Origin of the sequence: Sorangium sp. So ce887 (assembly GCF_051521455.1) — a bacterium.
GTDB lineage: Bacteria > Myxococcota_A > Polyangia > Polyangiales > Polyangiaceae > Sorangium.
In genome coordinates, this window is the sequence record NZ_CP150354.1 from 4,118,044 (window position 1) to 4,131,884 (window position 13,841).

The 13,841-nt window shown below is 75.1% G+C and carries 7 protein-coding genes; 3 read left to right on the top strand and 4 right to left on the bottom strand.

Annotated features, from left to right (window positions below; all coding sequences use genetic code 11):
• Positions 1-129 precede the first annotated feature (129 nt).
• Positions 130-4,020, bottom strand: coding sequence for a serine/threonine-protein kinase (locus WMF36_RS15325; protein ID WP_437580350.1), 3,891 nt, complete (start codon positions 4,018-4,020; stop codon positions 130-132).
• Positions 4,021-4,355: 335 nt separating this feature from the next.
• On the opposite strand from WMF36_RS15325, the gene WMF36_RS15330 reads away from it, so the two are divergent.
• From WMF36_RS15330 to WMF36_RS15340, 3 genes are all read left to right on the top strand, one after another.
• Positions 4,356-5,894: a hypothetical protein gene (locus WMF36_RS15330; protein ID WP_437580351.1), complete on the top strand. Its 1,539-nt coding sequence runs from the start codon at positions 4,356-4,358 to the stop codon at positions 5,892-5,894.
• Entirely contained in the window at positions 5,891-6,799 is a 909-nt protein-coding gene (locus WMF36_RS15335) for a hypothetical protein (RefSeq protein ID WP_437580352.1), read from the top strand. Before WMF36_RS15330 ends, WMF36_RS15335 begins: the two co-directional genes overlap by 4 nt.
• Before the next feature lie 605 nt (positions 6,800-7,404).
• Positions 7,405-8,835 (top strand): hypothetical protein, encoded by a 1,431-nt coding sequence (locus WMF36_RS15340; RefSeq protein ID WP_437580353.1) that lies wholly within the window; start codon positions 7,405-7,407, stop codon positions 8,833-8,835.
• 89 nt (positions 8,836-8,924) lie between these two features.
• Here the strand turns inward: WMF36_RS15340 and WMF36_RS15345 are convergent, their stop codons facing one another.
• The 3 genes from WMF36_RS15345 to WMF36_RS15355 all read right to left on the bottom strand — a co-directional run bounded on the left by WMF36_RS15345 (position 8,925) and on the right by WMF36_RS15355 (position 13,533).
• Positions 8,925-11,372, bottom strand: a complete 2,448-nt coding sequence (locus WMF36_RS15345) for a hypothetical protein (protein ID WP_437580354.1) — start codon at positions 11,370-11,372, stop codon at positions 8,925-8,927.
• 107 nt (positions 11,373-11,479) lie between these two features.
• Positions 11,480-12,106, bottom strand: a complete 627-nt coding sequence (locus tag WMF36_RS15350) for a hypothetical protein (protein WP_437580355.1) — start codon at positions 12,104-12,106, stop codon at positions 11,480-11,482.
• Positions 12,107-12,120: 14 nt separating this feature from the next.
• Positions 12,121-13,533 carry a hypothetical protein gene (locus WMF36_RS15355; RefSeq protein WP_437580356.1) on the bottom strand — a complete coding sequence of 471 codons (1,413 nt, stop codon included), beginning with the start codon at positions 13,531-13,533 and terminating at the stop codon, positions 12,121-12,123.
• Positions 13,534-13,841: the final 308 nt, after the last annotated feature.

Genomic DNA, 13,841 nt, shown 5'->3' on the forward strand with positions numbered 1-13,841 from the left:
GCCGCTGGCTCGCCGTAGCCGCCGGAGGGCGGCGCGGGCGCGCGTCGCCACGTTCAGCGCGGCGCGGGCGCGCGTCGCCACGTTCAGCGCGGCGCGGGCGCGCATCGCCACGTTCGGCGCGAGCGCGCCCTAGAGCTTGCCGCTCATCATCGCCTCGAGCGGCGGCGGTACGCAGCCGTAGGCCTCGGCGGCCGCGAGCAGCGCCGAGTTCTGCGGCAGGTTGAGCAGGAACGAGCTCGCGTAGGGCGTCCCCTCCAGCCCCTTCAGCCGGCGCAGGAGCGGCGGCATCGCGCGCTCCATCGCGTCCCGCGCGCCCTCCAGGTCGCCCATGTCCACGCAGGCGTCGTGGAGCGCGAGGTAGATGGGCGCCTCGTTGAGCAGGCTCGGCGCGCCCGCCTCGACGAGCGCCGCCGCCTCGCGCGCGATCTCGCGGGCCTGCTCGGCGTTGCCGAAGCGGCGCTCCGCCTCGGCGCAGAACCCGAGCGCCACGGGGAGGACGTCGCGGTTCTCCGTGACGCGGTAGGCCTCCGTCGCCTTCTTCAGCAACGAGCGCGCCCGCGCGAGGCCCGACGAATCGAAGCGCAGGAGCTCGCAGCCCCGGTAGAACAGGATGCCGAGCGTCACCCGGTCGCGCACGACCCACATGCTCCCCGCGGCCTCGTCCGCGCTCGCGCGCGGCTCCGCGAGCGCGGCGTCGAGCTGCGGCTCGGGGCCGAACGTCGCCGCCCAGCAGAGCAGGATCATCTGCCCGTGCCGCGCCGCCCCGGAGCTGCCGATCGCCTGCGCCCTCGCGATGCCCCCCTCGATCTCCTGGAGCGCCTCCGCCCGCGCGCCGATGGTCGTGAGCGCGAAGCCGACGTTCATCGTCAGCATCGCCTCGCGCTCCTGCAGCCCCGCGCGGCGCGCCGCCCGCGCCGCGTTCCGGCGCGCCTCAAGCGCCGCGGCGGGCTCGCCGCGCGTCTGGTGGGCGACCGCGCGCGTCTGCCAGGCGTCGACCGCCGCCCAGACGAGGCCCCGCCGCGCCGCGAGGTCGAGCAGGTGCGCGGCCTCCTGCTCCGCCATCGCGAGCTGCCCGGCGAACGCGTGGACCTGCGCCAGCGTGGCCGAGCACTGCGCCTCCTCCTCGACCCGATCGATCGATCGAGCGCGGTCGCGCAGCGCCGTCAGGCGCCCCTCCAGGTCCATCCCGGAGCCGCACGCGTGGTCGTAGCGGGCGCGCGCGGTGAGCGTGCGCAGCTCGCTCGCCTCGTCGTGGACGTTCTCCCACATCGCCCGGATCGCCGAGTCGCGATCGGGCGAGCGCGCGTCGAGCCGCGAGTACGCCTCCTCGAGCAGGACCGCGCGCGAGAACCCCGTCGGCTTGTCGGGGGAGAACACGAGCGCGCGATCGGCCATGGTGACCGCGTCCCGGAGCGAGTTCGTCGCCAGGGCGCGCCGCGCGGCGGCCTCCCAGCGGATCGCGGCCTCCTCGTGCTCGCCGCCGAGGTCGAAGTGCTGCGCCACCGTCGCGCTGTCCTCGCCGTGCCGGTCGAGCCAGCGCGCCGCGGCGGCGTGCAGCTTCTGGCGGAGCTCGTCGCCGACCGAGGCGTACGCGACGTCGCGGACGAGCGCGTGCTTGAACAGGAACTCGCGCGCGGCCGGGACGCGCGACGCGGGCTGCTCGACGAGGAGCTCCGCGGCGAGGAGCTTCTTCAGCGCGATCTCGGGCTCGACCACGCCGACCTCGGCGAGGCCCACGTCCCAGACGGACAGGCCGAAGACGCTCATGCGCACCACCGCCTCGCGCGTGGGCTCGTCGAGCGCGTCGAGGCTCACCTGGATGGCCGCCTCGATGGTCGGCGCCGTGGCCGCGTCCTTGCCGGAGGCGATGACCCGCGCGAGCTCCTCGGCGAAGAGCGGCGAGCCGGCCGCCTGCTGCGCGACCCGGTCGAGCGTCGCGTCGTCGACGGGCCGCGCGGCCGCGGCCGCGCTGAAGACGGCCCGCGCGATCTCGCGCGTGGCCCGGCGCGCGATGGGGCGCAGCTCCACGCGCACGTGGTCGCGGCCGGTGAAGCGCTGGCCCTGGTCGCGCCAGAACGCCGGGCGCACCATGAGCATGATGAAGAGCGCCCGGCCCGCCGCCCGCCCGAGGAGGTGATCGAGCCACGCGACGCTCTCCGGGTCGGCCCACTGCGCGTCCTCGACGAGCAGCGCGCACGGCTCGATCGAGGCCGCGCCGACGGCGATGTCGGTCATCGAGAGGTACAGCGCGTCGCGCGCGCCGCGCAGGTCGACCCCGTCGGGGAACGGCTGGTTCGCGAGGAGGCGCGCGAGGAGCCCGCCGTCGCCGTGGAGCATGCGCCGCGCGCGCACCGCGTCGTCGGCCTGCTCCAGCGACGCGCCCTTCGGCAGCCCCGTGAGGACGCGCAGCGCGTCGGTGGCCACGCCGAGCGCCTGCACCCGGCCGAACGACTCGCAGCGCAGCTGGACGCGCCGCGGCGGATCCGGCCGGTCCGCGATGCGCGCGACGAACTCGCGCGCGAGCCGGCTCTTGCCGATGCCCGGCGGTCCCGAGATGCTCACCACGACCGGCGTCCGCTCCTCCACGCAACGGTCGAACGCGGCGACGGTGGTGATGAGCTCGGCGTCCCGCCCCACGAAGGGCGTCTGCGCGTCGGGCCGCTTCGGCGCGCGCGAGAGCACCCGCACGGCGCCGCTGTCCTGGGTCTCGCCCAGGAAGCGCCCGCGGGACAGCTCCACCGTGGTCGCGTCCGCGAGGACCCGGCCGGGGCCCGCCTCGCGCGCGAGCGCGACCGCGCGGTCGACGACCTCGCCGGCCGATCGCGTCCGGTCGACGCGCATGCGGCCGGAGGCGACGCCGACGCGGCCGCCGCGATCGCCGAGCGCGAGACCGAGCTCCAGGGCCCGCGACGCCTCGTCGCCGTGGGCCTGCCGCACGCCGAGGTGGGCGGCGATCGAGTCGGCGCCGAGCGGCAGCGCGTCGGCCCCGCGGCGCCGCAGCGCCTCGAGCTCGCGCTGCCGCTCCTCGCCGGTGGCCACGTGCAGCGCCACGATGGTGGTCACGAGCCGCATGCCCATCACGCCCGGCGGGTTGTCGCTCACGCGCAGCGGGGAAGGGGTGGGCAGGTGCGGCTCGCTGACGAGCGCCGCGAGCTTCTCCGCCACCTCGCGCGCCGAGCCCGGCCGGAGCTCCCGGTCGGCGAGCAGCAGCGCGTGGATCAGCTCGTCGAGCGCCGGGACCACGTCGAGCAGGAACTCCGAGAGCCGCGGCGCGGGCGTGGTCGCCAGGCGCACGAGGGTCGCCATCGAGGTCGGCCCCATGTGCGGCGGCCGGCCGGCGACCAGCTCGAACAGCGTCGCGCCGAGCGAGTAGAGGTCGCTGCGCGCGTCCACCGTCGCGTCGCCCCGCGCCTGCTCCGGCGAGATGTAGGCCGGCGTGCCGACGAGGCCGCCCGCGTCGGTCGTGAGCACGAGCTCCTTCGACGCCGCCACCCCGAAGTCGACGAGCTTGACCCGGATCTCGGCGTCCGGCGGCCCGTGCAGGAGGAGGATGTTCGACGGCTTGATGTCGCGGTGGACGACGCCCGCGTCGTGCGCGGCCGCGAGCGCGCTCGCCACCTGGCGCCCGACCTCGAGCCCGTCGCGGAGCGAGAGCGGGGAGCGCCGCTGGCGCGACGCCAGGTCCTCCCCGTCGAGCCACTCCATCGCGATGAACGTCGCCCCCTCCTCGATCCGCCGCCCCTCCCCGTCCGTCGCGCTCGAGTCCAGCGTCCCGAACGCCACGACCCGCACGATCCCTGGATGATCGAGCTCCGAGAGGATCTGCCCCTCGCGGGAGAGCCGGGCCTGGCTCTCGGCGTCGACGCCGAGCGCGGTGATCAGCTTCAGCGCGACGCACCGCTCGGTCTGCACGTCGAACGCGCGGTGCACGGTGCCGATCCCGCCGCGGCCGACCTCGCGCTCGATGTGGAATCGGCCTGCGATGAGCGGCCTTGCGGGCTCGATGCGCGCGGTGTTCATGCGCTAGCCAACGTGATGCGTGGGATGGGCGCCGGGGGCGCCCGGCGCGGCGGGGAGGCGATCTCATGGCGCCGGGCCGGGTGGGCCTGCGGTGCTCCGACAGGGCGCATTGGCCAAGGAGACTACGCTGTCGTCCATGGTAGTTCCAGCGTCGCGGTCGCGCTGCGCGCGGTTCCGCGGCCGCTGTGCGCCGTACACGACGGAGCCGCGCGCGGCGTTCACCTCGCCGCGTCGCGCGCGCCGTTCACCTCGCCGCGTGGCGCCGGGCCTCGCTTGACGGATCCGAATGCGCTTCTTACGGTCTGCGGCTCTGCGCTAACGTCGGGAGCCATTCGATGCTCGATCGCGTCGCCGTTCACCAGACCCGGCTGCGCACGCCCGGCCTCGGGCTGGATGCCAAGGGCGTCGCGCTCGGGGCCAAGGGGCTCGTCCTCCTGCCGTCGGTCGATCGGCTCGTCGCCTTCCTGGCGCTCTACACGCGGCAGGGCTCGCTCGGCGACATCATCCGCTCGCTCGTCGTCGAGATCGTGCGATCGAAGCTGGGCGCCCGGGAGGTCACCCTCCTGTTCGCCGCGGAGAGCAGCGACCGGCTCGACCGCGTCGCCGAGATCGCGCGGCTCGCCGGCGGCTACTGCTTCACCGGGACGAGCCGGCACTTCGTCCAGTACCGCGACGCCGCCGCGCCGTTCGGGTACGACATCCCGCAGATCCTGCCCAGCGACGCGGCGCTCTCGCTCTACCACAACGCCTTTTCGCAGACGTACGAGGTCGAGCGGCGCCTCGACGTGCGCGGGCTGCTGCTCCGGCTCGAGCCGCACCTCGATCCGGCCGCCGGACGCGAGCCTGGGCCCCGCTGGCTCCTCGCGGAGTCGGGGCTCGGCCCTGCGCTGATCCGCTACCTGTCCCGGAGCAGCGTCGAGGCCGAGGTGGGCCTGTGCGAGTGGCCGCCGGAGTCGAGCTTCGACGACGCCCCGGTCCTCCGGTACCTCTTCCGCGTACCGGCCATCCCCGGCCGGATGGTCCCGCTGCTCACGAGCACGCCGGGCCTCGGGTACTTCGTCCCTGTCGCGCCGGGCGCCGCGGTGGAGGTCGGGTTCCGGCATCCGGTCAACCTCCGCGCCTGTCCGGTGTTCAGCGAGGCGGGCCTCGTGCTCTTCCGCGGCAAGGGCCGCGAGGCGCTGGAGATCGCGAAGCTGCCGGCGATGGGGGACGTCTCGGCGTTCGCCCGGGTCGAGCTCAGCCGCGAGCCCGCGGTGGCGCGGGCGACGCCGGAGGGCGACGCCCTGCGCCCGGCGTCGGTGGTGCTGTCGCTCCGCCTCGTCCCGAGCTCCGAGCCGTGGAGGACGGTCACCGCCTCGTGGATCCGGCCGGAGGAGATGCAGCTGCTGCGGCACGTCGCCTACGCGCTGGGCCCCGAGACCCTGCGCCGCGCCCGCATCGCGTTCACCGCCGCCGGCGCCTTTCTCCGCCACCCGACCGGCATCGAGGGGATCCCGGTCGGCGAGTTCTTCCGGGAGGTCCACCCGGGCCTCTACATCCCCGCCGGCTACGACGCGGTCCCCGCGGTCGCGCCCGGCGTGCTGTTCCGCGCGATGGGCGCCCCCGCCGGGCAGGCGCTGTTCATCGGGCGCGACGGCCGAGCGATCGGCGTGCCCGAGGAGGCGTTCGTCCCCCTGGAGACGGCGCTCCTCGAGGCGCAGCAGTGGTCGCCGGTGGCCGCGCGGTCCGCGGGCCTCACGGCCGCGCTGGCGACCGAGCTGCCCGAGGTCGTCCTCGGCGGCGTCGGCATCCGGCCCCTGCGCGACCTCGCCCCGCCCGACGGGAGCGCCGAGCCGAGGGCGCTCCCGCCGGGCACCGGTCGGACGCCCCAATGACCGAGCCCGAAGCGATCGCCGAGCGCCTCTCCGAGCTCCAGGCGAACGTGCTCGCCCCGCTCGTCCTCGGCGGCCCTCTCCACCCGGTGCGTCCCTTCGGCGTCCGGCTCGCGCTCCTCGTCGGCGACGGCGCGCCGGTGCTCGATCGCGACCTCGGCTCGCGCATCGATCTGGTACGCGTCCGCGTCGCCCGCCTCGTCGCCCCGGTCGACGCGCTCCCGGAGCTCACCTCCGCCGACTGGGCGCTCCTGGCCGCGCTGAACGATCTGCTCCAGCTCACGAACCACGAGCTCGCCGGCGTCCTGACGCGGAGCCGCTACCCCCGCCTGCTCGCGAGCGTGCGCGACCTCTGCGAGCTCGTGCCCGCGCCGGCGGACGTCGCGACAGCGCTCTCGCGGCACGCGACGTTCGCGCGCGTGCTCGACTGTTTTCGCACGGACGCGCTCGTCGCCTGGTGGACGGGCCGCGCGAGCTTTCGCGGCCAGCGCCCGCCCGCGCGGCTGCTCCGGTGGCGGCAGCTGCGCAACGTCGAGGTCGAGACCCGGCGCGTCGGCCTGGCCGACATGGGCCATGGCATCCCGGGGCTCGCCCCGCCGGACTTCACCGACGCGGTCGCCCTCTGGATGACGCGCACGCCGCTCACGGATCTCGCGACCGCCACCCGGAAGAGCCCGCCGTTCGCGTGGTCGTCCTCGACGCTCGCGGTCGTCGCGACCCCCCCTGGCCGGAGCCTCGCGTACCGCGTCCTCCTGCGCCAGCCCCACGACCTCGCCGTCGCGGCGCTCGCCCGCGCCGCCAGGGAGGTCCCGCCGCGGTTCGGTCAGGCCCTGGCGATCGCCGAGTCGTTCGCCAGCGAGGTCGCCGCCGGGATCAAGCTGCTCGACGAGCGCTCCGGGGCCGCGTGAGCCGTGCGCCTCCGTCCCCCGCCGCGCGCCGCGCGGTTTTGATCGGTTCAACCGGGGCGTGATACGCTCCGCCCCCTCTTCACGAGCCTCGCCTGGAGCGACGATCCGTTTGAACCGGCAAGACGCTGAGACCTCCGAGAACCTGCTTTCTTTTCCCTGGCGCTCCTTCCGCCGCGGCCTCTTCCGGGAGGCGGCCCGGCGCGCGCGGCGCCCGTGGGCGCGCATCGCCGGTGCGGCGCTGGCGCTGGCGCTGGCGGTGAGCCCGGACGTCGCGTTCGCCCAGGCGGCGGCGCTGCTCGACGAGGGCAAGGCGCTCATGAAGAAGGGCAAGCTCGCGGAGGCGTGCCCCAAGATCGAGGAGAGCTACCGGCTGAGCCCGCGCTCGGCCACGCTCCTCGCGCTCGCCACCTGCCACGAGAAGCAGGGCAAGCTCGCGACCGCCTGGTCCGAGTACATCGATCTCAGCGCCGCGGCCCGCAAGGAGGGCAACAAGCGCCTCGAGGCCGACGCCAAGGCGCGGGGAGCGAAGCTCGAGCTGCGGCTCCCGCGGCTCACGGTGAACGTGCCGCGGGCCGCCGCCGTCGAGGGGCTCGAGGTGACGCTCGATGGGGCGCCGCTCGACAGCTCGATCTGGGGCCAGGCCCGGCCGACCCAAGATCGAGGAGAGCTACCGGCTGAGCCCGCGCTCGGCCACGCTCCTCGCGCTCGCCACCTGCCACGAGAAGCAGGGCAAGCTCGCGACCGCCTGGTCCGAGTACATCGATCTCAGCGCCGCGGCCCGCAAGGAGGGCAACAAGCGCCTCGAGGCCGACGCCAAGGCGCGGGGAGCGAAGCTCGAGCTGCGGCTCCCGCGGCTCACGGTGAACGTGCCGCGGGCCGCCGCCGTCGAGGGGCTCGAGGTGACGCTCGATGGGGCGCCGCTCGACAGCTCGATCTGGGGCCAGGCCCGGCCGATCGACCCCGGTGCGCACAAGGTGAGCGCGAGCGCCCCCGGCAGAAAGACGTGGGAGGGCTCGGTCTCGATCAAGCGGGGCGAACGGAAGGCCGTGGCGGTTCCGGCCCTCGCCAAGGACGGCTCGGCGGCGCCCGTGCCCGCGCAGGCGGAGGAGGCGTCCGCGAAGGAGGCGGCAGCGCCGGCGGCCGCGGCGCCGGAGAAGGGCGCGGCCGGGCCAGGGAAGGGCGCGCCAGCGCCGGGGCCTGGAAAGGGCGCAGCGGGGACCGGGAAGGGTGCGGCTGCCGGACCAGGGAAGGGTGCGGCTGCCGGATCAGGGAAGGGCGCTGCGGCGCCGGAGCAGGCCGCTGCGGGCCCGGAGGAGTCCGCGCAGCCCGAGACGCCTCCCTCGGCCGAGGAGCCGGAGTCGACCCAGGGCGCCTCGCCGGGACATTCCGGCAGCTTCGTGCTCGAGGTCGGCGCAGCCGGCGGCCTGCTGGTCGGGCTGATGGACTCGGGCAGCTTCGGCGATCTGAGCGCCTATTCGTACAGCTACAACGTCCCGGAGGGCGAGCTCATCGCGCCCTGCAACGACGACGTCTGCCACGCCAGCTTCGACCCGGCGATCGGGCCGTTCGCCGGCGGCCAGGCCTTCGTCGGGGTCGCGCTCTCCGAGCAGCTGCACCTCGGCGCCCGGGCGCTCGGCGGCTACCGGTTCGGCGGCGGTTACCTGCTCGTCGGCGGCCCGTCCGCCTCGATGCGCTTCGGGCGTCTCTGGCTCGGCCTCACGGGGCTCGTCGGCGTGGTGGGGCAGCAAGCGAAGGTCACCGGCGTGAAGGGGGAGATCCCCTCCGAGCTGGCCGACCTCAACTACGGACGGAGCGAGGTCGACGTGACCGCGCGCGAGGGCAGCCTCCCCGAGACCGCGCTCGTCGAGACGCTCGCGTTCGGCGGCAGCGTCGAGGTGTCGCTCGTGCTCGCGGATCTGCCGAGCTCGAGCTGGACGTCGGGCGCGCTCCTGCTGAGCACCTGGCCGACGCTCATGAAGGGGCTCGACGGCCTCGTGATCGCCGCGCCGGTGGGCCTCGGCTACCGCTTCTATTGAGCGGCGCGGGGAGGCGCGCTGGCTCCCCACGCGGCGCTGCACGCCGGCGGGCGTCCCCCCACGCGGACCGCGCAGCACCGGCCGCCCGGCTACCCCGCCTTCTCCGCGCGCCGCCGCCGGGCGCGCCGCGGCTCGCTCCGGGCGCCGTCCCCCTGGGAGGACGGCTCGGGCTGCGGCGCGAACCCGATCGCCGCGAGCTCCTTCTCGCCGATCACGTCGCCCTTGGCCACGAGCGCCGCGCGGAGGAGGACCGCGCCCATCTCGGCGTCGTTGCCGGGCCACGGATGGTCGAGCACGGCCTGCAGCGCGCGCAGATCGAGGCCGAACGGCCGGCCCCGCAGCCGGACGCCGATGCGCGCGAGGTGGTCCAGCGAGAGCGCCCGGAGATCCTCGCCGCGCGACGACAGCGAGGGCAGCGCGACCGCCCGGTCGCCGAGCCGGTCGGCGAGCCGCTCGCTCATCTGACCGGTCGCCACAAGCGCGTCGACCGTCTGAGGCACCGCCACGACGAGCTTCACGTCGTCCGGCAGCGCCGCGCCGAGGTAGCTCTGCACCTCGGCCGGCAACGCCTGGGCGTCGAGGAGGAGCAGCGTCCCCCCCTTCGCCGCCTCGATCGGCGAGCTGTCCGGATCGCGCCACAGGGCGAGCGCGGGCGGCGTCTCCTCCGAGCCCGAGGACCCGGCGCCGCCGCCCGCGCGCTCCGAGGAGGTGCCCCGCGCCTGCGCGAACGCCTGCGCGAACCCCTCGGGGACAGGCGCCGCGCCGTCGACGATCGCCAGCGGGCCGCCCGCCCGCGCCGACGACAGGTGGACGACGGCGCCCCACGCCACCGCGTCGATCCCGGGCGCCGTCAGCAGCGTGACCGGGCCGCCCGTCGCGCCGAGCCGCTCCAGCTGCTCGATCGCCGCGCGCGCGGCGGGGCTGTAGGCCGCGGTCCGCGCCGGCCGCGCGAGCAGCGCCGCGATCGCGCGGAACCGCCCCGCGCTCTGCGTCACGGCGCGCGTGAGCCGCCTCACGTCGCCCGCGCGCTCCTCGGCCTCGCGGCGGGCGGCGACCTCACGGCCGCGTGACCCCGACAGCATCGCCGACACAGCGATCACCGCGCCGAGCCGGTCGGCGACCGCGCGCAGGCCGCTCACCTCCTCCAGCGTCATCGGCGACGCGCGCCGGCCCCGCGGGATCGCGAGCGCCCCGATCGGCCCCTCCGCGTCGTTCACCAGGGCGACCACGCCGATGTCGCGCTCGGCGAGCCAGGCGAGCAGCGGGCGCACCTCCGGACGCCGGACCTCGACCGCCTCGGCCGCCTCGACGCGCAGGACGCGCTCCGGCTCGATCTGAGCGAGCTCGATGAGGCGCGCCGGCACCTCCGCCGGCTCGGTGTGCGCGTAGCCCGCGCGATCGACGGTCACCCGCTCGGGCGGCGAGAGCAGGTACAGCGCCGGCGGTGCCTGCCCGGCGGTGCCCGCGTCGGACGCGTCGCGCAGGGCGGCGAGCGCCGTCTCCAGCGCCGCCTCCGGCTCCGGGTTCATGGCCGCGCGCGTCGCGGCGTCGAAGGCGCCGAGCCAGCGCGCCCCCTCCGGCGCGAACCGGCGCGCGAGGGCCGGCGCGGCGAGCCCCGCGAGGGCGCAGAGCGCGCACGCGCCGAACACGGCGACGCCGACGGACGACTGCGGCGCGCCGCGGAGCCCGAGATCGCCGCGCGGCGCCTCGTGCACCGCGTAGACCGCGAGGAGCGCCGGCGGGGTCGCGAGCGTCGCGATCGCGAGCGTGCGACGGAGCGCGCGCGAGACCTGCGCGGCGTCCGCGGCCACCGTGCAGGACGCGACGCAGACCGCCGCGACGGCGCTCGTGACGGGCAGGATCGACTCGGGCGGCGCGACGCCGACGAAGGCCGCCGCGAGGCCGACAGCGAGCGCGGTCGCCGAGAGCAGCAGCGCGGCCTCGACCCGGTCGGCGACGCCGAGCTCGATCCGCCGCGCGATGCGGACGCGCGCGATCGCCACGAGCATCACCGTGAGCGAGCCGAGCGACGCCGCGGAGGTCGCGTAGGGCACGAGCAGCGGATCGAGGTCCGCCGCGCGCTCGGGCGCCACCGCCGAGACGGCGGGCAGGGCGATCGCGACGGTCCAGAAGAGCGAGGCGAACGCCGCGGCATCGAGGCGCCGCGTGCTGGGCGGCGGCTCGAGCAGGCCACCGAGGCCCGCGATGCGCGCGAGCCCGACCAGGGCGGCCATCGCCGCGGCCGCGGCGCCGAGGTTGCCGAGCGCGATCAGCGCGAGCCCGGTGGGGCCGCTCCGCGCGGCGGCGAGCATCGCGGCGCCGGTGAGGCAGACGGCGGCGGCGCTGCGGGCGGCCGGCTCGATCCGGTCCTCGCCGCGCGGCGGCCGCTCGACCCACCGGAAGCCGAGCGCAAGCAGCGCCGGCAGCCCGAGCAGGGCAAGCCACGCGGGCCCGTGGCCGCCGGACGCCCGGAGCGCGGCGAAGGCCGTGTAGGCGACAGCGGCCGCGGCGATCCAGTACGAGCGCCGGCGCAGCATTGCGGCGAGCGTAGCGTCTGGCCGAGGGGGCGCCAACGAGGCGGGCTCGTCGATGGAACGATGCGCCGCCCGCGCCGCCGCCCGCGGCGTTCCGCTCCCTCAGCTCCTCACGGCGGGAGCGTCATGATCCAGTCGCGCACGCACGCGATCTGCTCGTCCATGAGCGCCGCTTGGCCCAACGGCATCCGGTTATCGCACTCATTGGTGGCCGTGATCTTCGTGTAGATCGAGCTCATGTCCGGCTGACCCGGCACGAGCACCGAGCCGCCGCACGACCCGGACGGCTGGTTCTTGATCATCGTCTCGAACCCCGCCGTCAGGACGAGGCCCGAGGCCCTCGTGGTCGCGTCGTGGCAGTTTGCGCCGCTGCACGTGCCGACGATCAGCGCCGGAACGTCGCCGCAATCCGGCCCGCCGCCGGTGGTCGCGGTGGTGGTCGCCGCCTCGCCGCCGGTGGTCGCGGTGGTGGTCGCCGCCTCGCCGCCGGTGGTCGCGGTGGTGGCCGCCGCCTCGCTGCCGGTGGTCGCGGTGGTGGCGCCGCCGCCGCCGCTCGTCGCCGTGGCCTGGCCGGTGCCTTGGCCATCGCCGGCGCCGGCCCCGTCGCCTCCGGCGGCGTACTCGTCCTTGAAGTCGTCGTCGAGGGTCCCCGCGCAGCTGGCGAGAAGCGCGGCGCCGCTCATCAGCGCGGAGACTGCGAGCGCGGTGCGCCCGTAAAGGGAAGCGATGAACGTCACGTGCTACCTCACTCTCAGTAGATGTAGGCCCCGGCGAGCCGAATTCCAAGGTACTGGTCGGTGGCCCCGCCCGCGGCGTAGGTGTCGGTGAGCTCGGGCTGGAACGACGAGAAGAACCGGGCGTATTCGAGGAGCAGCCGCGCCTCGATCCCGGTCGCGACGGGGATGAGGACCCCGGCCGTCGCGCCGATGCCCTGCACGCTTGCCCCGGTGAACCGGTCGTAGACCGGGCCGGACGAGAGCGGCATCAGGTAATCGGCGCCCAGGGCCAGCGCGACCGGGCCGACCGGCACGCGCGCGTCGAGGCCGGCCCGGAAGAGCGTGTAGGAGACGTTCGGCACCGTGTTGGCGAGAGCCCCCGGCGCGTCGATCTCGAAGGTCAGGAACCGGAGCCCGGCGGAGATCCCGAGCACCGACGACTCGCCGATCGACAGCCGCTGCCGCAGCCCGAGGTTGATGCGCTGGTAGGTCGTGCTGATCGGCTCGCCGTCGCCCACCGCCGAGTTGAGGCCGAGCGCCTGCGCGTACCCGGCGGTGATCCCGAGGCCCTTGAGCACCGCGATGCCCGTCCCCGCGAGCGGATACAGCTCTCCGGAGAGCGACAGCGCCGGCTGACCGAAGACGCTGTAGGGCCGGAGGTTCTGCGAGAGCGGATCGGAGTAGTCGAACCAGCGGCCGACGAACTCGAGGCCGAGCTCGACCGAGAAGAGCGCCGAGCGGACGTCGTTGCGCTTGCGCTTCGCGCCCCCGTCGTCCTTCTCGTCCTCGTCTGCCTTTTTCTCGCCGTCGCCGTCGCCGTCGCCGTCGCCGTCCTCGCCGCCGTCGCCGCCGTCGCCGCCGTCGCCCTCTTCGCCGTCCTTCTTCTCCTCATCGGCGGCGGGTGGCGGCGCGATCTGCGCCAGCATCGGGCCGAGCAGGTCTTCCAGCGCCTTCTTGCGGTCGTCCCTCGATCCGCCCAGCGGCACCGCGCTGTCCACCTCGAGGTCGCCGACGCTCTCGTCCACGTAAACGAGGTGGACCTCTTTCTTCTTCTTCTTGTTCGTCCGCGAGACGCCGTAGATCACCCCCTCCACCTTCGCGGCCTTGCCGGCCTTGCGAATGCGGTCGAGGGCCTTCTTCCGCTGGGCCTTGATCACCAGGGCGTCCCCGACGGGCTTGGTCTGGCCGGCGCCCTTCAGCGACTTCGAGAACGCGGCGGGCTCGACGACCTCCAGCGTCTCAGGAACGAAGGAGAGAATGTCCTCGCGGATGGCAGCCGCGTTGGGCCCCTCGATGTGAACCGCGATCGACTTCGACGCCTTGGGGGCGGCGAGCGCGACGGGCGAACCCGCGAACGTGGCTGCGGTCGCGGCGGAGAGCCCGAGGAGGATCCTCCCGCAGAGGCTCAGAGAGAGAGACAGCGTGGTGAACCTGGTGAGCTTGCGCACGGGCCTTTGGGGGGTGGCTGCGGCGTCAACGGGAGCTTGCACGCGCGCGAGCCTACAAGCGATGTCACAATAGAATCCAGCGTCTTTCGAGGGGTTGAGCATTCTTTCTAGCGACACGCAGTGTCGCTAGGAGACTCCGCTACAGCCGGATTCAGAAGGCTTGCCGCGTCGCGGCCCGCCTTTCGCGACTGGCTTCAATGGAGTAAGAAAAGTCGTCGCGCGATGCGCGGCGCCGCAACGCAACGCATCGCAAACCAGCGCGTCCCAGGCAGGGGGCAGATGGATCGGTCAAGAGGACGGCATCCCCG